Origin of the sequence: Micromonospora sp. NPDC047670, from assembly GCF_043204915.1 — a bacterium.
Lineage (GTDB): Bacteria > Actinomycetota > Actinomycetes > Mycobacteriales > Micromonosporaceae > Micromonospora.
Map to the genome: position 1 here is coordinate 519,314 of NZ_JBIDDA010000001.1, position 20,534 is coordinate 539,847.

General features: G+C 71.2%; 19 protein-coding genes and 3 pseudogenes. 10 read left to right on the forward strand and 12 right to left on the reverse strand.

Annotated elements, in window-relative coordinates; genetic code table 11:
* Positions 1–7: 7 nt before the first annotated feature.
* A pseudogene (locus tag ACGF7U_RS02455) lies at positions 8–631 on the forward strand (methyltransferase domain-containing protein); the annotation flags it as partial.
* 315 nt (positions 632–946) lie between these two features.
* Here ACGF7U_RS02455 and ACGF7U_RS02460 read toward each other — a convergent pair.
* Genes ACGF7U_RS02460 through ACGF7U_RS02470 form a run of 3 tightly spaced genes read right to left on the reverse strand, consistent with a single transcriptional unit; the run spans position 947 to position 2,264 of the window.
* Entirely contained in the window at positions 947–1,273 is a 327-nt protein-coding gene (locus tag ACGF7U_RS02460; RefSeq protein ID WP_393102288.1) for a hypothetical protein, read from the reverse strand.
* Between the two features lie 43 nt (positions 1,274–1,316).
* On the reverse strand, positions 1,317–1,526 hold the full coding sequence (locus tag ACGF7U_RS02465) for a hypothetical protein (protein WP_393102289.1): 210 nt from the start codon (positions 1,524–1,526) through the stop codon (positions 1,317–1,319).
* 36 nt (positions 1,527–1,562) lie between these two features.
* Positions 1,563–2,264 (reverse strand): hypothetical protein, encoded by a 702-nt coding sequence (locus ACGF7U_RS02470; protein WP_393102290.1) that lies wholly within the window; start codon positions 2,262–2,264, stop codon positions 1,563–1,565.
* A gap of 32 nt (positions 2,265–2,296) precedes the next feature.
* On the opposite strand from ACGF7U_RS02470, the gene ACGF7U_RS02475 reads away from it, so the two are divergent.
* On the forward strand, positions 2,297–2,662 hold the full coding sequence (locus tag ACGF7U_RS02475) for a hypothetical protein (protein WP_393102291.1): 366 nt from the start codon (positions 2,297–2,299) through the stop codon (positions 2,660–2,662).
* 354 nt (positions 2,663–3,016) lie between these two features.
* Positions 3,017–3,484 (forward strand): hypothetical protein, encoded by a 468-nt coding sequence (locus tag ACGF7U_RS02480; RefSeq protein WP_393102292.1) that lies wholly within the window; start codon positions 3,017–3,019, stop codon positions 3,482–3,484.
* 820 nt (positions 3,485–4,304) lie between these two features.
* On the opposite strand, the gene ACGF7U_RS02485 is transcribed toward ACGF7U_RS02480, so the two are convergent.
* The 3 genes and pseudogenes from ACGF7U_RS02485 to ACGF7U_RS02495 all read right to left on the reverse strand — a co-directional run.
* Positions 4,305–4,877, reverse strand: coding sequence for a GNAT family N-acetyltransferase (locus ACGF7U_RS02485; protein WP_393102293.1), 573 nt, complete (start codon positions 4,875–4,877; stop codon positions 4,305–4,307).
* A gap of 53 nt (positions 4,878–4,930) precedes the next feature.
* A pseudogene (locus tag ACGF7U_RS02490) lies at positions 4,931–5,396 on the reverse strand (AfsR/SARP family transcriptional regulator); the annotation flags it as partial.
* Positions 5,397–5,457: 61 nt separating this feature from the next.
* Positions 5,458–5,550: pseudogene (locus ACGF7U_RS02495) on the reverse strand (hypothetical protein); the annotation flags it as partial.
* A 153-nt stretch (positions 5,551–5,703) separates the two neighbouring features.
* On the opposite strand from ACGF7U_RS02495, the gene ACGF7U_RS02500 reads away from it, so the two are divergent.
* The 3 genes from ACGF7U_RS02500 (at position 5,704) to ACGF7U_RS02510 (ending at position 8,349) form a co-directional block, all read left to right on the forward strand.
* Positions 5,704–6,318, forward strand: coding sequence for an RNA polymerase sigma factor (locus ACGF7U_RS02500; RefSeq protein ID WP_393102294.1), 615 nt, complete (start codon positions 5,704–5,706; stop codon positions 6,316–6,318).
* On the forward strand, positions 6,311–7,222 hold the full coding sequence (locus tag ACGF7U_RS02505; RefSeq protein WP_393102295.1) for a CU044_5270 family protein: 912 nt from the start codon (positions 6,311–6,313) through the stop codon (positions 7,220–7,222). The genes ACGF7U_RS02500 and ACGF7U_RS02505 overlap by 8 nt, the downstream gene beginning before the upstream one ends.
* Before the next feature lie 149 nt (positions 7,223–7,371).
* Positions 7,372–8,349: a zinc-binding dehydrogenase gene (locus tag ACGF7U_RS02510; protein ID WP_393102296.1), complete on the forward strand. Its 978-nt coding sequence runs from the start codon at positions 7,372–7,374 to the stop codon at positions 8,347–8,349.
* A gap of 83 nt (positions 8,350–8,432) precedes the next feature.
* Here the strand turns inward: ACGF7U_RS02510 and ACGF7U_RS02515 are convergent, their stop codons facing one another.
* Positions 8,433–9,281: an SDR family oxidoreductase gene (locus tag ACGF7U_RS02515; RefSeq protein ID WP_393102297.1), complete on the reverse strand. Its 849-nt coding sequence runs from the start codon at positions 9,279–9,281 to the stop codon at positions 8,433–8,435.
* A gap of 93 nt (positions 9,282–9,374) precedes the next feature.
* Here ACGF7U_RS02515 and ACGF7U_RS02520 point away from each other — a divergent pair, with 93 nt between their 5' ends.
* Together ACGF7U_RS02520 and ACGF7U_RS02525 are read left to right on the forward strand one after the other, a co-directional pair.
* Positions 9,375–9,761 (forward strand): winged helix-turn-helix transcriptional regulator, encoded by a 387-nt coding sequence (locus tag ACGF7U_RS02520; protein WP_393102298.1) that lies wholly within the window; start codon positions 9,375–9,377, stop codon positions 9,759–9,761.
* A gap of 203 nt (positions 9,762–9,964) precedes the next feature.
* A complete protein-coding gene (locus ACGF7U_RS02525) occupies positions 9,965–10,846 on the forward strand; it encodes a trypsin-like serine protease (protein WP_393102299.1) in 882 nt (293 codons plus the stop codon).
* A 192-nt stretch (positions 10,847–11,038) separates the two neighbouring features.
* On the opposite strand, the gene ACGF7U_RS02530 is transcribed toward ACGF7U_RS02525, so the two are convergent.
* Together ACGF7U_RS02530 and ACGF7U_RS02535 are read right to left on the reverse strand one after the other, a co-directional pair.
* Positions 11,039–11,638, reverse strand: a complete 600-nt coding sequence (locus ACGF7U_RS02530) for an ATP-dependent Clp protease proteolytic subunit (RefSeq protein WP_393102300.1) — start codon at positions 11,636–11,638, stop codon at positions 11,039–11,041.
* 137 nt (positions 11,639–11,775) lie between these two features.
* Positions 11,776–12,300, reverse strand: coding sequence for a helix-turn-helix domain-containing protein (locus ACGF7U_RS02535; protein WP_393102301.1), 525 nt, complete (start codon positions 12,298–12,300; stop codon positions 11,776–11,778).
* A 274-nt stretch (positions 12,301–12,574) separates the two neighbouring features.
* Here ACGF7U_RS02535 and ACGF7U_RS02540 point away from each other — a divergent pair, with 274 nt between their 5' ends.
* Together ACGF7U_RS02540 and ACGF7U_RS02545 are read left to right on the forward strand one after the other, a co-directional pair.
* A complete protein-coding gene (locus ACGF7U_RS02540) occupies positions 12,575–13,588 on the forward strand; it encodes a potassium channel family protein (protein WP_393102302.1) in 1,014 nt (337 codons plus the stop codon).
* Between the two features lie 343 nt (positions 13,589–13,931).
* A complete protein-coding gene (locus ACGF7U_RS02545; RefSeq protein ID WP_393102303.1) occupies positions 13,932–15,704 on the forward strand; it encodes a trypsin-like serine protease in 1,773 nt (590 codons plus the stop codon).
* A gap of 216 nt (positions 15,705–15,920) precedes the next feature.
* On the opposite strand, the gene ACGF7U_RS02550 is transcribed toward ACGF7U_RS02545, so the two are convergent.
* The 3 genes from ACGF7U_RS02550 to ACGF7U_RS02560 form a co-directional block, all read right to left on the reverse strand.
* Positions 15,921–16,955: a 2-oxoacid:ferredoxin oxidoreductase subunit beta gene (locus tag ACGF7U_RS02550; protein WP_393102304.1), complete on the reverse strand. Its 1,035-nt coding sequence runs from the start codon at positions 16,953–16,955 to the stop codon at positions 15,921–15,923.
* Complete coding sequence (locus tag ACGF7U_RS02555; protein WP_393102305.1) at positions 16,948–18,795, reverse strand: 2-oxoacid:acceptor oxidoreductase subunit alpha; 1,848 nt, start codon at positions 18,793–18,795, stop codon at positions 16,948–16,950. The genes ACGF7U_RS02550 and ACGF7U_RS02555 overlap by 8 nt, the downstream gene beginning before the upstream one ends.
* 303 nt (positions 18,796–19,098) lie before the next feature.
* Positions 19,099–20,511, reverse strand: a complete 1,413-nt coding sequence (locus tag ACGF7U_RS02560; protein ID WP_393102306.1) for a hypothetical protein — start codon at positions 20,509–20,511, stop codon at positions 19,099–19,101.
* Positions 20,512–20,534: the final 23 nt, after the last annotated feature.

Here is a 20,534-nt window from a genome sequence, read left to right on the forward strand (position 1 = left end):
GTCGATAATGAGCGACATGCCCCTCCGATACGACGATGTGCTCGGTCCGCTACGCGAGGCGTATGACGCGCGCGCGGCCTGTCGTGACGCGCTCACCAAGGAGCCGTGGAAGCTGGCGGAACGGCACGCGTTCCGTGACCGGCTGGCACCGGGCGCGCGGCTGCTGGAGATCGGCGCCGGCACCGGGCAGGACAGCGTCTGCTTCCAGCAGGAGGGCTTCACCGTCGTCGCGACTGACCTCTCACCAGTGATGGTCGAGCACTGCCGGGCCAAGGGCATCGAGGCCCACGTCATGGACTTCTTGCACCTGGATTTCCCGGCCGGCTCGTTCGACGCGGTTTTCGCGATGAACTGCCTACTGCACGTACCCAACCACGACCTGCCTGCGGTGTTGGCGGCGATCCGGACGGTCCTGCGTCCCGGCGGGCTGTTCTTCGTGGGCGTGTACGGCGGCAACGAGAGCGCCGAAGGCCCCAAGAGCGACGACGAGCACGGGCCGCCGCGCTTCTTCTCTTGGCGGACCGACGAGCAACTGCTCGGCTTTGCCGCTGGATGGTTCGACGTCGTGGACTTCCACTCCGTCGGCGTTGGTCGCGGCCACCGGTTCCAGTCACTGACGCTGCGCTGCCCGGGCACCCTCGGGTCTCGTGCAGAGGATGCGCAACGATCTCGCTCGACACTGCAGGTGGCCGGCTCATGTGCGCAGGTCACGGAGGAAGTAAGCAGCCTGTCTGAGTCGCCTTCCTAAACCGTGTGTCGCAGGTTCGAATCCTGCCGGGGGCACCTCGAAGATCAGCAAACGCTTCCTCACCTGCGGATACGATCCCGCGTCGATCGCTCTGCCTGTGCAGTGGTATGCCGCCCGGAGCCGCAGTTTGTCGCTGTCCACGGACTATTCACGGATTGATCTTGGCTGTGTTTGCCCAGGTCGTGCCCGCTGTTCCGGTCAAGATCCGGATTCGTCACGGTCATCCGCGTAGCCGCTGCAGTGGTGCCCCGCGTCCCGCTGCGCCTGTTGCTTCTGCACGTAATCGTCCCCGAGGGCACCGAGGAGACGCGCGCGGGCGGCGTCCAGCCGCGCCGCGTAGTCCGGCATGAAGACCTCCACGAGCGTCGTCTCCAGCACACCGCTGATTCTGTACAACGCCGACCAGACGGCAGCGTCCTCGTCAGCGATGACGTCGAACCTCTCGGTACCGATCACCTTGTCAAGCCAATCGGAGAGCACCAGGGCTTGATCGCGGGTCAGCTTGATTGCGAAGTCCTCGGCCACCGGCCGAGAGTAGCGAGAGCAGACAGGCGCACAGGAGCAGGTGCTACTCACCCGAACCTTCCAATGCGGCCTCGATCCGCTGGTTCACGGTCGCCTCCTGGCCGTCGATGCACTTGGCGTACACCTTCAGCAGCACGTCGACGGAGTGCCCAGCGCGGGCGGCGACGTCGGTTGCCGGAACATCGGAGTTCAGCCACAACGACACCGCTGCGTGCCGCAGGTCGTACGGCCGCGCGGCCAGCGGGGACGCCACCTGCGCCGGAGTCAGCGCCAGCCCTCGCGCTGCCTTTCACACCCGTGAGTACGTCGACGCGGCCACCACGTTGCCCTTGTCGCTGCGGAACAGCCGACCGTCATCGGCGACGCCGAACCGGTCGACGTGCCGCCGCAGGATGCCCACCAGCTCCGGCGGGATCGGCACGACCCGGGACTCCGCCGCCGCCCGGTGCTTCAACCCGCGCCGGTCATGCACCTCGCCGCTGTCGGTCCACCGCTTACCCGCCTGGGGCCGGTTGTCGACCAGCGTCAGCCGGCCCCACCCCGTTGTCGGAAGGTGACAGTCCTGCTCGCGCAGCGCCAGCGCCTCACTCGGTCGCAGCGCCGCAAAGTACAGGCACGCGAAGAACGCGACCAAGCGCTCACCGCGGCCGACGCGGCCCCGCTCGCCGACGTACGACACCGCCGTCAGCAGCTCCCGCGCCTGACGTCCGTTCACCACCACCCGCCGGTCGACCGACTCGGCGATGGTCGCCCGCTGCGCCCGTACCCGGATCTGGTCGACCGGATTGAACGGCAACGCCTCCAGCTCGACGGCGTACTGGAGCACGTTGTAGAACACCGACCGCTTCCGCCGCACCGTCGTCGGCGCCGCAGGTCGCCCGTCGAGTCGCAGCGCCAAGCCATCCAGTGCCGCCCGCACCATCGCCGCCTCACCGATCTCGGACACCGGCAGCGACGCGCGCTGCATAAGATGGCGGCTGTCCATATGCACGAGGCCGGCAGTTGTGTGATGCCGCTACCGTCATGCCCGTGACAACCTACGAGGCGGGCGCAACGGCCATGGACATCCTGCTCGCCAGCGCCGCTGTCGCCCTGGTCGGGTGTGCTGCCTGGGTGGTCATCCGCAGCCAACGCGCGTCAACGGTTCGGCTGTTCGGGCGGACCCTGCATCACCCCCAACTGTGGGCCGCAGGGGCAGCGTGCATGGGCTTCTACGCTCTGCTGGGGCTAGGAAACCTCACGGAGGTCACGCCCAGCACTTGGCGCACTCCGAGCCGGTGGATCAGTGCTGTGCTGTTACTGGCCGCGTTGGCCCTAATGGTCACCCACGGGATCCTTGAGTATCGCGCCAGGCGTCGGAATGGTCGTGAGCAGCGAATTAGGCCGTGACGAGCGCCAGCGCGGCCGGCCGTCGTCGATGTCAGGGCGCTCGGCTGCCGCGCCGCTCCGCGGCTTGCCACCGGGTACGCAAACGTCCAGGCACGCGGAGAGCCAGCGGCACGGCAAGCCGCCCCCGTCCGAAGGCCGGGGGCGGTAAGCCGCACCCCGCCGGTAAGCCGCACCCCGCCGGACAGCCGCGCGCCCACCGCGCCGCCGTGCCGGCCACGTGCCAGTAGTCGGTGTCCTGGAGGGTCACCAGCGGTCGTGATCGGGCAGCGTGGCACCGCCGCTGACCAGGCGTACCGGACAGATCACGACAGCCGAGAACGATCTTCCAAACTGACGGTGCTCTAGGGTTCGGCCATGCCTGATGACCACAAGGACGCCCAGCCCTGGCAGCTCCGCCAAGGTGGGGAGGTCGTCGCCCAGATTCGCGTGCACAGTGTCGATCAGCCGTGGTTTGCAGGGCAGTTCGAACCAGAACCGGGCTTTGCCGAGCTAGCGCCGCTCTTTCAGCGGGAGGTCGAGTTGGTGGACTCGGCCAGCGACCTAGACGTTGACGCCTGGGAGGCGGTCCAGGCTCAGATCTGCCAGACGGTCGCTTCGGTCAAGCCGGACGGCCAGGAGGTCGCCGACTTCATCCTTCACATTCGTGGCGGTGAGGCGTCGTCCGGTGGAGTGACGAACCGCTCCACGAGTAGGACGCCGTCTGTCTGTACAGCCATCAGTACAGCCGCCAAGCCGGCCGACACGGGCCGGGGGAGAGCTACACCGGCCGACGACTCGCGCAGGTCAGCGGGACCGGCCGATGCCGGCCGGCAGCCGTCTTGATTTTTGCAAGGCAGGGGTCGGCTCCACGGCTTGCCCTCCCGCGCTTGCAAGCCTCGCCCTGCGGGCGGCCTGCGGCCGTCCTCGGGCGGCCCGGAGCGCCCGTGTCGGTTCCACGGACCATATACGGACTGATCTTGACCAGGCGCCCCGAAGAAGCGGCCGCAGGATCGTCACCCGTTCCGGCGGATCGGCACCTCCCGCGCCTCCGTCTCGCCCCGGTGCTTCAACCCCCGGTCGTCGTGCACCTTGCCGCTGTCGGTGTAGCGCTTCCCGGCGCTGGCCGTGACTTCTCCACTGTCAGCAGGCCCAGCCGCTCCCGCGGCGGCCGTTCTTCCCGCGCTGGCCGACGTACGTCCCTGCCGTCAGCAGTCCGCGCGCCTGGCGGATGTTGACCACGACCGGGCGGTCCACATCCCCGGCCACCTTCCGCCGGGTCGAGCGGACCCGCAGCTTGTCAACAGCCGAGGGTGGAACGTTGGTGGGCCTCCCGGTGCAGCGGCCGGGGGTCAAGGCTGCCTTGACCCCGTCCGGCTGGACTTCGTAGAGCAGCCAGTTCGCGCAGGTCGGCGAGCACGGCAGGACGGACAGTTCGGCGTGGAGGCAGTCGAAGTGTGCCTTCTGCGCGTCGAGCGCGGCCGGGCCTGATCGGTGAGGTCCTTGGTGACGTACCTGGTTACGTACCGACGATGTGTGGACTGACGGCGGAGATGGCTTCAGGCAGAGGCGGCGACGCCGAGGCCGTCGCTCAGTCGAGCAGTCCCGGAACTTGCTCCTGAAGCTGGGCTGCGACCTGCGACAGCTAGCGTAAAGACTTGTCAGGTCAGCGAATCGACTGCCGCATGACCCAGGTTGGCAGGGGCTCCGCAAAGGCGTGCACCACATCCCAGCCAGCGCGACGGTACACCTCGACGTTGTCGGGGTTACTCGTCTCCAGGATCGCCGGCAGGCCGTCTGCGGCGGCCCGGTCCAGTCCCACCTTCATGACAGCGTGGCCCCACCTGCGGCCGGCCTTGTCAGGATGTGTACCCAATACCCCGAGGTACCAGAAGGGGGCAGCCGGCAGTGCGGCGTGCAGCGCCTCGTCGTAGGCGCGGACGCGGGCCAATGCGTCGCCGGGAAGTTGGGCGGCAAGATTGTCGTCTGGCCAGTTGTCCTCGCCTGCGGGGGGTTCCCAGATTGCGACCGAGGCGCCGTGTTCGATCGTCCAGATCGTTCCCTTATGCACCCGCTTGTCGAAGAGGTGCCCGAAGAAGGCGGCGGCGTACTGCGGATAGGTCGCGTCGTCGGGGAACAAGTACCGCAGGACGGGGTCCTTGGTGAATGCGGTGACCAGCGAGGTGATGACGTGGTCACGGTCTTCCGGCGTGGCGACGGTGATCTCAGGTGCTGTCACAGCGTGAAACCTATCTGAGGCCGTCACACAGCAAGACCAATGGCCACCGCCGCCTGCGGCAACGCGGTACGGCTACCGCCGGTCAGCAGGCGGAACCGGTCGTCGAGCCGGTTGGCGAGCTGTGCGATGGACGTGGTGCGCAACCTGGCAGCCACCAGTTCGATCGCCAGCGGCATCCCCTCCAGCGCCCGACAGACGCGCATCATCGTCGACAACGTGTGGGCGTCGACCGCGAGGGCCCCGCGTACCGCGCTCGCCCGGTCCCACAGCAATCGGAGGGCCGGCGCGGACGCGATCTCGCCCAGGGCCGGCGTCCCTCTCCGGCAAGGCCAGGGGCTTGACCGGCCACAGCGTCTCACCGGTGATGCCGAGCGGCTCCGTGCTCGTCGCAAAGATCCGCAGCCGCCGGCACTCCCCGAGCATGCGATGGGCGAACGCCGCCGCCGACTCGATGACGTGCTCGCAGCTGTCCAGGACCAGCAATATGGCCCGCTCGCGGATCGCGGCGATGAGGCGGTCCGTCCTCGACGATCGTCAGGCGTAGCCCCTCGAGCCGGGTGACCGCAGCGCCGAACGCTGCGCTGTCCGGCTGACCGACGTCCTGCCTGGCCGCACCGCGCCACAGTGCGAGGGCTTCGCGCAGCCGCGCGCATCGACATGCGACTCGAAGCACCTACCCGGCTGATCGCCAGCGGGCTCCTCGCTGGGCGCCGGTCCTCCGCCGCCCGCCGGATAGGTTCACCCGGCGCCAGCGCCTGCCCGTGAACCGTTTTCCCGCGACCTGCGGACAACAGGTGATGAGTCCCGGCTCCGCGGAAGGTCGTGCATGAACCGTTTCAGACGAAGGAAGGCTGTCGCCGTCGGCACGTTGACGGACGCGGCAGTCATCGAGCGATCCCTCCGGGATCCGGAGAGTTTCGCGCTGATCTTCGACCGGCACGCGTCGCACATCCATCGCTACCTGGCGAGGCGGCTTGGTGCCGGGACCGCGGACGACATGGTCGCCGAGACGTTCCTGGCGGCGTTCCGCCGCCGGGAGCGGTACGACGTCGCCCGACCGGACGCCCGGCCATGGCTGTACGGGATCGCGACCAACATCGTCAGCCAGCACCGGCGCGAGGAGGAGCGCGAGTACCGGCTGCGGCAGGCGTACGTCCCCGCGACGAGCGAGGTGTCGCACGCCGACCGTGTCGCCACCGTGGTCACCGCGCAGTCGCTGCGCCAAATGCTGTTGGGCGCCCTGGCCGAGCTTTCCACCGGCGACCGGGACGCGCTGCTCCTGATCGCCTGGGAGCAGTTGACCTACGACGAGGCGGCCGCCGCGCTCGGGATTCCGGTGGGCACCGTGCGATCACGACTCCACCGCGCCCGCAGGCTGCTCCGCGACGCGCTGGGCGGCGATTCCACCATCACGATCGAGGAGGCAATGAGCAATGGATGACCTGCGGCTGCTCCAGCGGATCGGCGAGGAGGTCCCGCCGGCCACCCCCGAGCATCTGGCCTCGGCCCGCGCCCGGCTCCTGGCCGCGATGGCCCCCACGGCCCCGGCTCCCGCACCGGTCCGTCGTACGACCCGACGTAGCTGGCGACTCGTGTTCGGCGGGCTGGTGGCGGCGGGAGTCGCGGCGGCGGCCACCTCGGTGGTCGTGCTCGCTCCCGAGGGGATCGGTGGCGACGTGCCCGCCGCCAGGGCCGATGCCAGCCAGGTGCTGCGGAACGCTGCGGCCGCCTCGCTCCGGACGCCCGACATCGTGCCCCGGTCAGACCAGTTCATCTATCGGCGCACCCAGTCTGGCCAGTCGCTCCACGAGGTCTGGCACTCGGTGGACGGGACCCGGGACGGCATGGTGCGGCAGACCACACCGGCGGGCGGCACGGAGACGATCATCCTTCCGGGCTGCCGGAACGGGCGGGTCGCCGTCATCAAGGGCAACAAGGCGCTCCCGGGCCGGACCGAGCCGTGCACCCCGGAGTCGGCGTACCGCACCGACGTGCCCACCGACGCGGCCGCCATGCGGACCTACCTGGCCGAGCGAGACAGCGGAAATGCCGGTTCGGTGAACGCCGTCGGCAAGGACGTGCACGTCCTCGCCCACAGCTATCTCCGACCGCAGTCGCGGGCCGCGCTGTACGAAGCCGCGGCCGCGACGCCGGGTCTGCGGGCCGTGGAGAACGTCAGCGACGGCGCGGGCCGGCCAGGCATCGGAATCACCTGGGACTCGCCGGGCGGACGGGGACAGACCGTGCTCGTCTTCGACGCCGGGACCTATGCCTTCCTCGGCACCGAGGGGACCTCGGCGATGTTGACCCTCACCGTCGTCGACAAGGTCGGTCAGACCGGCTGACCTCGCGTACCACCCGGGCGGGCCGCCCCGGCGCGGCCCGCCCGGTCAAGCTTCACCGAGATGAGCGCCCGGGACGGCCGTCGTTCTCGCGGTGACCTGAGCCATCCGCTGCTTGACCTCAAGCGAGGTTGAGGTAGTCGGATGGGGGCATGCGTGCGATTCAGCTTCACGAGTTCGGTCCCCCCGAGAAGCTCGTCCTCGGCGAGGTGCCCGACCTGTCGCCCGGCCCCGGCCAGGTCAGGATCGCGGTGTCGGCGAGCGGCGTACACCTGCTCGACACGAGCCTGCGTCGGGGCGAGGCCGGCGGCCCGATGCCGCCGCCCGAGCTGCCCACCATCCCGGGACGGGAGGTCGCGGGCGTCGTCGACGACCTGGGCGAGGGCGTCGACGAGTCGTGGCGCGGCAGGCGGGTCGTCGCGCACCTGGGCATGGTGCCGGGCGGGTACGCCGAACAGGCGGTGACGGCGGTCGAGTCGCTCTTCGTCGTACCGCAGAGTCTGAGCTTCGCCGAGGCGGTGGCGGCGGTCGGCACGGGCCGGACCGCGCTCGGGATCTTCGATCTGGAACCGCCGACGGCGGACGACGTCGTCTTCGTGCCGTCGGCGGCCGGCGGGGTGGGCTGGCTGCTGGTCCAGGCCGCGCGGACGACCGGCGCCACCGTGGTGGCGGCGGCGCGGGGCGCCGAGCGGACGGCGAAGCTGCGCGACCTCGGCGCGGACGTGGTGGTGGACTACGGGCTCCCGGACTGGACCGACCGGGTGCGGGAGCGGGTCGGCAACCTGAGCCTCGTGTACGACGGGGTGGGCGGCGCGGTGGGCCGGTCGGCCCTGGAGCTGATGAAGCCGGGCGGCCGGTTCATGATGTTCGGCTGGTCGGCCGGCGAGGCGACCCGGATCGAGACCGGCGACATCGTCGGGCGCGGCGTGACCGTCGGTTGGCTGATGCAGCGGATGCGTGCCCTGCCGGGCGGCATTCCGGCGCTGGCCGCCCGGTCGTTGGAGCTGGCGGGCAAGGGCTGGTGGCGGCCGTTGGTCACGACCTATCCGCTGGCCGACGCCGCCACCGCGCACGCCGACCTGGAGGGGCGCCGGGCGCTGGGCAAGGTGGTGCTGACCGTGCCGCGGTGACCGGGGCCGCGGCGGCGCGCACCGCTGCCGCGCCCGGCCGCCCCGCCCATCGTCGGCGGCGGGGCGGCCGGGTCGGGCGGTCGTCAGAGCGCGGTGCGGATCGCCTCGGCCAGCGTGGTCGGCTGTCGGCCGATCAGCTTCTCGAGGTCGTCGCTGTCGACGTCCAGCGCGCCCTCGGCGACGCCCCGGTCGCCGTCGGCGAGCACCTCCGCGTACGACCGCGGCACGCTGGCGCCGGCGAGCACCTCGACGTACCTCGCCACCGGCAGATCGGTGTAGCCGACCCGGCGGCCGGCCTGCCGCGACAGCTCCTCGGCCAGTCCGGTCATCGTGAACGGCGCACCGGCCAGCTCGTACACCTGGTTGGCGTGACCCTCGGTGGTGAGCACCGCCGCGGCGGCCTCGGCGTAGTCGGCGCGGGCGGCCGCCCCGATCCGACCGTCGCCGGCGGCGCCGACGACGCCGTGCTCCAGGTACGTCGGGAGCTGGGGGAGGTAGTTCTCGAAGTACCAGTTGTTGCGCAGGAACACGTACGGCAGGCCGGAGGAGCGGAGCTCCTGCTCGGTGGCGCGGTGCTCGGCGGCCAGGATGAGGCTGGAGGTGTCGGCCCTGGTGATGCTGGTGTAGACGACCAGCCCGACGCCGGCCTCCCTGGCGGCGGCGACGACGTTGCGGTGCTGGCGCACCCGCTGCCCGACCTCGCTGCCGGAGACGAACATCAGCTTCTCCGCCCCGGCGAAGGCGGCACGCAGCGAGTCGGGGTCGGTGTAGTCGGCCCGCCGCACCGTCACGCCGCGCCCGGCGAGGTCGGCCAGCCGGTCGGTGTCCCGGCCGAGCGCCACGACCTGCCCGGCCGGTACGCCCCGGCGCAGCAGCGATTCGACGATCAGGCGACCGAGGTGGCCGGTGGCGCCGGTGACGACGATGGACATGGGTACTCCTTGTGAAGTGCGGGAAGGTGTCGGACGTCAACGGCAACGGGAATGCCTCCCCCATACTTCCCGTTGGAGAGTAGGCACCTTGAAGTGCGTGACTTACCGTTGGAGAGTGAAGTGCATCCGAACGTCTTCGCCCGCGCCTGCGGCAGCCGGCAGGTCCTGGACCGGATCGGCGACCGGTGGAGCGTCCTGGTGATGCTCGCCCTCGCCGACGGCACCAAGCGCTACAGCGAGCTGGCCCAGCGGATCGAGGGGGTGAGCCAGAAGATGCTCACCCAGAACCTGCGCGCCCTGGAACGCGACGGCCTGCTGACCCGGACGGTGCACGCGAGCGTGCCGCCGCGGGTCGACTACGCGCTGACCGACCTCGGCCGTAGCCTGCTCGACCTGCTTGCCGGCCTGGAGTCCTGGGCCACCACCCACCTCGACGAGGTGGAGGCCGCCCGCGCCCGCTACGACGCCGAGACCCGTTAGGCGGGAACAGGCAATCGCCCGCCGGATGTAACGAGATTCGCCGGCAAGACGCTGCGTGCACAGCCCGCGCGGATTCCCATCGCCGGGAATAGGCTCCGCGTATTGGCGGCCGCCAGCGCGGCCATGCGTACCGGGGATCGGACGCGGATCGAGGGGGCGCGTCCGGTGCCGGTGCCGCTTCTCGATCCCACACCGGAGGACCCGTGCGCCGTACCGCACTCTTCGCCACACTGACCACCGCGGCGCTCGCCGCGGCCGTCGTCGCCGCCACCCCGGCATCCGCCATCAACACCTACAACGCGCTGCCCGCCCCGGAGCGCACCGAGGTCGGCGCCCTGATCGTGCAGTGGGACCGCGACGGCGATCCCGGCACGCCGGACGTGGTGGACTGGTACTGCTCCGGCACGATGATCGACCGGGACGTCTTCCTGACCGCGTCGCACTGCACCACCGACTGGGCTCCGGGCGCCCGGTTCTACGTCTCGCTGGCGCAGGACGTCGAGGGCGCGCTGGCCGCCGCCAGGGCCGCCGGGCTCGGCCCGGCCCAGGTGGCCGCCGCCGTGGGCGTCGAGGGCACGCCGCACGTCCACCCCGACTACCCGGGCAACTCGGCCGACTCGCACGACATCTCGGTGGTCACCCTCGACGCCGCGCGGGCCGGCGAACTGGACCGGCGCTGGGACTTCACCCCGGCCACCCTGCCGACCGCCGGCCAGCTCGACGCCCTCGGCTCGCGGGCGCTCGACGCGGCCCGGTGGGAGGTCATGGGGTACGGCACCGCCGAGGCCCAGCGCGAGGCGGGCGGGCACGTCCACCCGGGCGGCGGCGTGCGGATGAAGGCCGAGGTCGGCTTCAACGCGCTCAACGACACCTGGGTGCGGCTCGCCATGAACGAGTCCCGCGACTACGGCGGGGCCTGCTACGGCGACTCCGGCGGCCCGAACTTCGTCACCGTCGGCGGACAGCGGCTCCTCGCCTCGACGACGATCACCGGTGACGCCCCCTGCTACGCCACCAACGTCACCTACCGGCTGGACAGCGACAGCGCCCGGGACTTCCTGGACGACTTCGTCGACCTGCCCTGAACGACGGAACGCGACGGCGGCCGGCGGGACCATCGCCGGCCGCCGTCGCGCGTCACCGCCCGGTCGCCGCCGTCGCCCTGCCGGCCGCCGCGAGCACGGCGGCCCTGCTCCGGCCGCCGTGCCGTCGCGACCCGGCCGCCGTGCCGTCGCGACCCGGCCGCCGTGCCGTCGCGGCCGACCCGGCGGGGTCGGTCAACTCGTGGGGAGCTGGGCGACCTTCGTGAGCACCTTGTCGATCAGGCCGTACTCGCGGGCCTGCTCGGCGGTGAACCACCGGTCCCGGTCCCAGTCCCGCTGGATCTCGTCCAGGGTGCGCCCACTGTGCTGGGCGATCAGCTCCTGCATGGTGCGCTTCACGTGCAGCATGTTCTCGGCCTGGATGGTGATGTCCGCGGCCGTGCCGCCCATCCCGCCGGACGGCTGGTGCATCATGATCCGCGAGTGGGGCAGCGCGTAACGCTTCCCGGCCGCCCCCGCGCAGAGCAGGAACTGGCCCATCGAGCCGGCCAGGCCGAGCGCCAGGGTGGCCACGTCGTTCTTGACGTAGCGCATCGTGTCGTAGACGGCCATCCCCGCGCTCACCGAGCCGCCCGGCGAGTTGATGTAGAGGAAGATGTCGCGATCCGCGTCCTCGGCGGCGAGCAGCAGGATCTGGGCGCAGATCTGGTTCGCCGATTCGTCGGTCACCTCGGTGCCGAGGAAGATGATCCGCTCCTTCAGCAGCCGGTTGAACACCTGGTCGCCGAAGGACGGATGCCCACCGTCCAACATGCGTACGCCCGTAGCGATCATTTTGTGCGCCCTCCCACAGCGCCGGCGGGCGACCGGAGACGCCCGGTGGACCGGCCTCTCCAGACTGCCCGGTGAACCGCGCGTCGCCGTAGCGATTCTGCCCGCGGCAGATCCGCCCAGGGCGAAAGCGGCCGAGCCTAGACGGCCGCCAGCCGCCGTCGGCCCGACCGGCACCGTCCGCAGCCGAGCACGGCACGGGTACGCGGGCCGGGGTGACCGCCCCGGGCGGAGGCGGAGCGCCCCACCCGGACGGTCGGCCCGCCGGCCGGCGGAGCCAGGTGGAGCAGCGGTCCGCCGGTCCGGAGACCGACCCGGACGACCGGCGCGGCGCCGGTGGCGTCCGCCCGCTCCAACCCGACCGGGTCGACGCCCGCCGGGCCCGCCCCGGCGAGGGCCAGGTCCGCCCGGGGCGCGGCCGGGATGCGCGGCTCGACCCGGCGCAGGTCGTCGCGCGCCTCCTCGAGCAGGTCGGAGAGGTGGATGCCGAGCGCCCGGCAGATCGCCGCGAGCACCTCCGAGGAGGCCTCCTTGCGACCGCGTTCGACCTCGGACAGGTAGGGCACGGACACCCCGGCGGCCTCGGCCACCTCGCGCAGCGTGCGGCCCTGCCGCAGCCGGAGCCGGCGCAGCACTCCGCCGATCACTCGTCGCAGCAACGACATGCGGGCCTCACTCTCGTGGTCGCCGTCGGGGACACCCCTCATCATGCCCTGTTGCGGCGCTGTGGACCGCCTCGGCGGGTCGTCCGCCGGGTGAGGTCACGACGGATGGCTCCTCCGGCCGTCCCCGGCCGGGGGAGGGTCCGTGGCAGTCCTCCGGTTGCCGGGTTCCGAGACCCGACCGGTTGCCCTCGTCGGCGACCCCGCCGTGCGGAATCCGCCCGGGCCGCTATGTTGTGGTCGTGCAGGCGACGACGGAGTCGGGGCAGGTCATCAGGTGATCCATTTTCCCGCGCAGCGACGGGGGCCACTGAGCGCGCTGAGCCTCCGGCTGGCCGCCGCCGTCGGCCTGGTCTTCGCCACCGTCGCCGTGGTCTATCTCGACCGGGACGGCTACCGCGACGTCAACGAGGACGGGCTAACCCTCCTCGACTGCTTCTACTACGCGGTGGTCACCCTGTCGACCACCGGCTACGGCGACATCACCCCGTTCAGCCAGACCGCCCGGCTGATCAACGTCGTCTACATCACGCCGGCCCGGGTGATCTTCCTGATCATCCTGGTCGGCACCACCCTGGAAGTGCTGACCGAGCAGTACCGCACCGGGCGCCGCCTGTCGCGGTGGAGGAGAGCCGTGAAGGACCACGTCATCATCTGCGGCTACGGCACGAAGGGCCGCAGCGCGGTCTCCGCCCTGCTGGAGAACGGGCTCGACAAGTCCCGGATCGTGGTGGTGGAGCGCAGCGGCCCGGCGCTGCGGCAGGCCACCTCGGCCGGCCTGGTGGCGATCGAGGGGTCGGCGACGCGGTCGTCGGTGCTCAACGAGGCGCACGTACGCAACGCCAAGGCGGTCATCATCGCGACCGACAGCGACGACGCCTCGGTCCTGGTGGCGCTGACCGTACGGCAGCTCACCGCCGGACAGGTGCGGATCATCGCCGCCGCCCGGGAGGCGGAGAACGCCCCGCTGCTCAAGCAGAGCGGCGCCCACCACGTCATCGTCTCCTCGGCCACCGCCGGCCGCCTGCTGGGCCTGTCCACCTCGGCCCCGCCGCTGATCGACGTGGTGGAGGACCTGCTCACCCCGGGTCAGGGCATGGCGCTGGCGATGCGCTCCGCCGAGCGGACCGAGGTGGGCCGCTCTCCGCGTGAGCTGGACTCGCTGGTCATCGCCCTGGTCCGCCGCGGCAAGGTGGTCACCCTGGCCGACAAGGCGGGCGCCGTCATCGAGACCGGCGACATGCTGGTGCACGTCCGCGACGACCGTCCCCAGGCGACCACCGCCTCCTGAAGCTCCCGCACGGGGCCGACGCCGACGTGACGGCCCCCGGGTTCGGGCTCTTAAGCTGACGAAGAATCGTCTTTGCGGATCTTTTTCCGAGGCGGGTCGCCTGCTACGGTTTGGCGGCTTGGAATTGCCGGTGGGCGTCATCGATCACAGTCGACGCGCCGTCATTGGCTCAGGCACGACGGGGGCTGCATCTTTCGCACATGGGCTGATGCCCTGGCGTCGAACGTCGTCATCCCGTCCGGTCGGGCGCATTCCGCTGAGCCGTTCCGAGCGCCTCGTTAATCGAACGACGGGAAACCAATCAGTGGCTGAAGTGGCAACATCCGCAGGAGCCAGACGGCGTTTGTCGGCCGGCATCGTGGGCCTCGCCCTCGCCGGTGCGGCGTTCGTCGCGCCCGCTACCGTCGCTCAGGCCGCCCCGGCCGGGGACGGCGTGTACGACGCGGCGAGCGGGTCCGGGACTCAGAGCCTGGACAAGCTGCCGAACCTGCAGAAGGGCAAGCTCGAACTGCCCTCGCCGGGCGCCAAGGGACCGCGGTTCCAGTCCGGCACCGGTGCGTCCCCACGCATCGTCAAGGGGGAGTTCGCCAGCGCGTCGGAGTTCCCCTACATCGTCGGCGTCGTCACCACGCTGCGGGTCGACGGCGAGTTTTACTGGTACTGGTGCACCGGCACGATCGTCGCCCCCAACAAGGTGTTGACGGCCGCGCACTGCGTCACCGACGGGCCGGGAACCACCCGGGTCATCGCCGGCAACGACCAGCTTCTCGACCGTTACGGCAACATCCTGAACACCAGCGGGTACGTCGCCGAGGTGGCGTCCACATGGACCCACCCGAACTGGAACCTGGCGCAGCAGTACGCCGACCCGGAGGCGCCGATCCGCAACGATCTCTCGGTTATCACCCTCAAGCAGGACCTTCCCGCCGAGTACACTCCGGTCGCCATGGGCACCCAGGGTGACCAGACGCCGTATGTGGCGGGCACTTCCGCGGTGATTGCCGGCTACGGCGCCACCGGGCTGGAGGTTGAGGGCGAGGTTGCGGACAGCCGGCTGCGCAAGGCGACGGTGCCGATGCAGTCCGACTCGTACTGCAACGTTCCCGGGCACTACTACCCCGGCGAGATGTTCTGCGCCGGGGCGGGCCTGCCTGGGGCGCCGCAGAGCGACACCTGCAACGGAGACTCGGGTGGGCCCATCCTGGTCGGCGGCAAGCAGGTCGGTGTCACCAGCTGGGGCTACAAGTGCGGCGAGGCCCCCGGCTTTTACGTGCGGCTGAACAACTACGTCAGCACGGTGAAGGCCGACTTCACCCGACCGCCGCTGGTCAACGCCGACTGGACCGGCGACGGTCACACCGACCTGATCGCCCGGGACAGCGGAGGCAACCTGCGGCTCTACTACGGCAGCGGGTTCAGCAACGACGGGTACGGCGGCTTCTACATGTCGCGCCAGCTCAACTCGGGCTGGGGCGGCTTCAAGCGGGTCTTCCGCGTCTACAACTGGAACGGCGACAAGCGGCCGTCCATCATGGCGATGAAGACCACGGGCGAGCTGTACCTCTACAACACCGACGGCCAGGGCAACTTCTCTGGCGGCGCCAAGCTGATCGGCACCGGCTGGGCGGGCTTCACCGCGCTCATGGTGACGAACAACTGGATGGGCAACAACCGCCCGAGCCTGCTGGTCCGCAAGTCCAACGGCGACCTCGTCCGCTACACCAGCAATGGTGCGGGCGGCTGGGAGAACCCGTCAGGCACCCGGATCGGCACCGGCTGGAACGGGTTCAACCTGTTCCTCACGCCGGGCGCCTGGAAGGGCGACGGGCTCGAGGTCATCATCGGTCGTACCTCGACCGGCGTCCTCAAGATGTACCAGTCCGATGGCAAGGGCGGCTGGACCAACCCGGCCGGCACCCAGATCGGCAGCGGCTGGGGCGGCTTCAAGCACATCATGACGCCGGGCGACTGGAGCGGTGACAACATGATGGACATGCTGGGCGTCAACAGCAACAACCAGATGCGGCTCTACACGACCAATGGCAAGGGCCAGTGGATCGACGCGAGCGGCAAGGTGATCTCCAGCGGCTGGGGTTCGTTCAACCTGATCTTCTGATCGGGTCGGCACCAGCCGTAACAGAAGGGCCCGCAACCGTCGCCGGTTGCGGGCCCTTCTCCGTACGCCCGACGTGGGCCCCGCCTGCCCGTGCGTCGTTGTCCGGATCGCGAGCCGTCGGGCCCGTCGGCTCGGGCCGTGGCCGATCCGGCGCGGACCCGGAAGCGCGACGGCCGGCCACGCTCCTCGCCGAGGAGCGTGGCCTGCCGGTGCCGTCTAGAGGATCGTCCAGGTGTCCCCACTGGCCAGGAGGCCGGCGAGCTGCTGCTCCGGGGTCTCGGTCACCGTCGCCTTCGCCGCGTCGAGCTGCCCCTGCACCACGCTGTCGTAGGACGGCCGGTCCACCGAGCGGAACACGCCGATCGGGGTGTTGCGCAGGTCGAGGCCGGGCAGCCGGGACAGCGCGAAGGCGTACGCCGGGTCGGCGACCGTCGCGTCGTGCACGACGATCTCCCCGGGGCTGACCGAGGCGGTCTCCCGGACCTCCAGGCCGAACCCGCCCGGCGGGTGCACGACGCAGAACTGCCCGTCCTTGCCGAACGTGATGGGCTGCCCGTGCTCCAGCCTGATCAGGTAGTCGTCCCGGGTGGCCGGCTCCTTGAGCTGGTCGAACGCGCCGTCGTTGAAGATGTTGCAGTTCTGGTAGATCTCCACGAACGCCGAGCCCTGGTGCTCCGCCGCGGCCCGCAGCACCGACTGGAGGTGCTTGCGGTCGGAGTCGATAGTGCGACCCACGAAGGTGGCCTCGGCGCCGAGGGCGAGCGAGAGCGGGTTGAACGGGGCGTCGGCCGAGCCGGCCGGGGTCGACTTCGTGATCTTGCCGACCTCGGAGGTCGGCGAGTACTGCCCCTTGGTCAGGCCGTAGATCCGGTTGTTGAACAGCAGGATCTTCAGGTTGACGTTGCGGCGCAGCGCGTGGATCAGGTGGTTGCCGCCGATGGAGAGGGCGTCACCGTCGCCGGTCACCACCCAGACCGACAGGTCGGGACGGGAGGCCGACAGGCCGGTGGCGATCGCCGGGGCGCGGCCGTGGATGGAGTGCATCCCGTAGGTGTTCATGTAGTACGGGAAGCGGGACGAGCAGCCGATGCCGGAGACGAAGACGATCCGCTCACGCGGGATGTTCAGCTCCGGCATGAACTGCTGGATCGCGGCGAGGATCGCGTAGTCGCCGCAGCCGGGGCACCAGCGCACCTCCTGGTCGGACTTGAAGTCCTTGGCGGTGAGCTTGAGGGCGACGGGCTCAGACATTCTTCAGGACCTCTTCCAGCATCGTCTCCAGCTCGGCGGCGGTGAACGGCAGGCCGCGGACCTGGTTGTAGCCGATCGCGTCGACCAGGTACTTGGCCCGGATCACGTGGGCGAGCTGGCCGAGGTTCATCTCGGGGATGACCACCCGCTCGTAGGAGCGCAGCACCTCACCGAGGTTGGCCGGCATCGGGGCGAGGTGCCGCAGGTGCGCCTGGGCGATGGCGTGGCCGCGCTGGCGCAGGCCCCGGCACGCCGCGCCGATCGGCCCGTACGTCGAGCCCCAGCCGAGCACCAGCACCCGGGCGTCGCCGTCCGGGTCCTCCACCTCGACGTCCGGCACCGGGATCGTCTCGATCCGGGCCGCCCGGGTGCGCACCATGAAGTCGTGGTTCGCCGGGTCGTACGAGATGTCGCCGGTCTTGTCGGCCTTCTCCAGACCGCCGATGCGGTGCTCCAGCCCGGGGGTGCCCGGAATGGCCCACGGCCGGGCCAGGGTCTCCGGGTCGCGCAGGTAGGGCAGGAACGTCGTGCCGTCCTCGCCGTTGGGCCTGGTGGCGAACTCGACCCGCAGGTCCGGCAGCGACTCGACGTCGGGCAGCAGCCACGGCTCGGAGCCGTTGGCGACGTAGTTGTCGGAGAGCAGGATGACCGGGGTGCGGTAGGTCAGCGCGATCCGGGCCGCCTCGATGGCCGCGTGGAAGCAGTCCGCCGGCGACTTCGGCGCGATCACCGCGACCGGGGCCTCGCCGTGGCGGCCGTAGAGCGCCATGTTGAGGTCGGCCTGCTCGGTCTTGGTGGGCATGCCCGTGGAGGGGCCGGCCCGCTGCACGTCGACGATGACCAGCGGCAGCTCCAGCGCCACGGCGAGGGAGATGGTCTCGCTCTTGAGCGCCACGCCCGGGCCGCTGGTGGTGGTGACGCCGAGCGAGCCGCCGTACGACGCGCCCAGTGCCGCGCCGACCGCGGCGATCTCGTCCTCGGCCTGCATGGTGAGCACGCCGAAGCGCTTGTGCTTGCTCAGCTCGTGCAGGATGTCCGAGGCCGGGGTGATCGGGTAGGCGCCCAGGAAGACCGGCAGCCCGGAGCGCACGCCGGCCGCCACCAGGCCGAGCGAGAGGGCCGCGTTGCCGGTGATGTTGCGGTAGGTGCCCGGCCGCATCTTCGCCGGCTTGACCTCGTAGCGGACGGCGAAGTCCTCGGTGGTCTCGCCGAAGTTCCAGCCGGCGCGGAACGCCGCGACGTTCGCCGCGACCAGCTCCGGGCGGGCGGCGAACTTGCGCTCCAGGAAGCGCAGCGTCGACTCGTACGGCCGGTTGTACATCCAGGAGAGCAGGCCGAGGGCGAACATGTTCTTGGCCCGCTCCGCGTCCTTCTTGGACACGTCGTGCTCGGCGAGGGCCCCGACCGTCATCGACGTCAGCGCCACCGGGTGCACCACGTAGCCGGCGAGCGTGTCGTCCTCGAGCGGGTTCGCCTGGTAGCCGACCTTGGCCAGGTTGCGCTTGGTGAACTCGTCGGTGTTGACGATGATGTCCGCCCCGCGCGGCAGGTCGGCCAGGTTGGCCTTGAGCGCCGCCGGGTTCATCGCGACCAGCACGTTCGGCGCGTCGCCGGGGGTCAGGATGTCGTAGTCGGCGAAGTGCACCTGGAAGCTCGACACGCCCGGCAGGGTGCCGGCGGGGGCCCGGATCTCCGCCGGGAAGTTCGGCAGGGTGGAGATGTCGTTGCCCAGCTGCGCGGTCTCCGAGGTGAACCGGTCGCCGGTGAGCTGCATGCCGTCGCCGGAGTCACCGGCGAACCGGATCACCACCCGGTCCAGTTGACGGATCTGCTTGGTCACGCCTGCACCTCGCTTCGCTGTGCGCGGTCGCGCGGGCGGCTGAACATGATGGTGACCTCGCCTAGCCCGGCCACGTGACCTCCTTGACGCACCGCTGTACCAGACCTGCGCGGGGCAGGCCCGGTCCGCTGTAGTTCCTCACCTGAGAGCCTACGTCGGATCGTCGTCCCTACTTTCTCGTAGGCCGCCCTGTGGGATCAGATCGCGCGGGGTTCCACACCGGTTTGCGGCGTTTCCACCCGCGCGCCGTAATCCAGATCACCGGGGGCCGGCCGGACCGGGCCGACCGACGCCTCCCGGGGGTCAGTCCGTCGGCGCGGGTGCCGGCGACCGCTCGATCACCGGCGCGCCCATCCGCCGCCGCAGGGAAGTGGTCGCCAGCGCGAGGGCCAGCACCACCAGCAGCGCGGAGACCGTGATCAGGATGATCGCGGTCCGCCGCACCGAGCTGGTCTGGCCGCCGTCGCCGAGGGCAGGGGCGTTGGCGGCCAGCACGCCCTGCGACCCGGTCGGCGCGGGCGGCGACGCCACCGGGGTGGCCAGGGCGGCGGCCGCGGTGATCCGGAAGCTCATCTGCACCTGCCGGGCCCGGCCGGTGCGCGGGTCGAGCCGCCCGAGCGCCGCGCCGGCCAGCGGGGCCTGCCGCTGGGCCTCGGGCGTCGCGGAGACCGGCAGCCGCAGGTGGGCCGTGCGGCCGGCGGGAACGGTGCCCAGGTCGCACCGGGTGCGCGCCGGGCTGACGGCGGTGCAGTCAGCCGGGGGCGCGGGCACGGTCACCCCGGCCGGCAGGACCACCTCGATCCGCCCGGCGGCGTCGACCCGGCCGGTGTTGCCCAGGCGTACGTCCAGCGCGCTCGCCCCGCCGCTGATGTCGAAGGCGACCTCGCCGGCCTCCAGTTTGATCCCGGGCACCGGCGGACCGGGCGGGAAGAGCACGGCGAAGCCCTCGTTGTCGCTCGCCGGGGCCGCGCCGGGGGCGGTCGCGGTGACCCGGACGGAGCCGCTGAGCGGCATCTGCCGCCAGGCGTCGCCGCTGACGCGTACCCGGAGCAGGGTGCTGAACCGGGCGCCCGGCGCGCTCGTCCACTCCCCGCAGCGGTGGTCCCCGCCGCCGGCGTCCGCGCAGCCCTTCGTGCCGGCGTCGGTCAGCCCGGCCGGGAGCGTGTAGGCGAGCCGGATCCGGGCGTGGGCGGCCCCGGTGTTGGTGACGGTCACCCGCAGCGTGGTCACCGTGCTCGGCGCGTTCCAGTACGCGGAGGTCAGGGTGACGTCCTCGGTGGTGACGCGGACCCCGACCGGGGGCAGCGACGAGCTGCCCGGAGCGGGCACGGACGGTCGGACCGGCGGCGCCGACGGCGGCGGGGGCGGCGTGCTGGCGGTCGGGAGCGTGGTGGTCGGCGCCGGCTCCTGCGGGGCCGTGGTCGTCGGGGCCGGTTCGGTCGTCGCGACCGGCGGCGTCGTCTCCGGCGGCGGCGACGCGGTCGACGGCGCCTCGGTGGGGACGCCGGTGTCGGTCGGGTCCGCCGTCGGCGGCTCCTCGCCGGGCTCGCCGGCCGGCTCCGTCGCGGGGGTGGCGAGCCGGGCGGGGATGGTGGCCGCGGTCGCCCAGCCCGGCACCGCGGCGGCCGTCAGTCCGACCGCGAGCGAGATCGCCAGCAGGGGCACCGTGCGCCGGTCACGCACCCGTCGGCCGGGCCGTACGTCCACGCGGGCCATCTGTCCTCCGGTGACGATGAGTG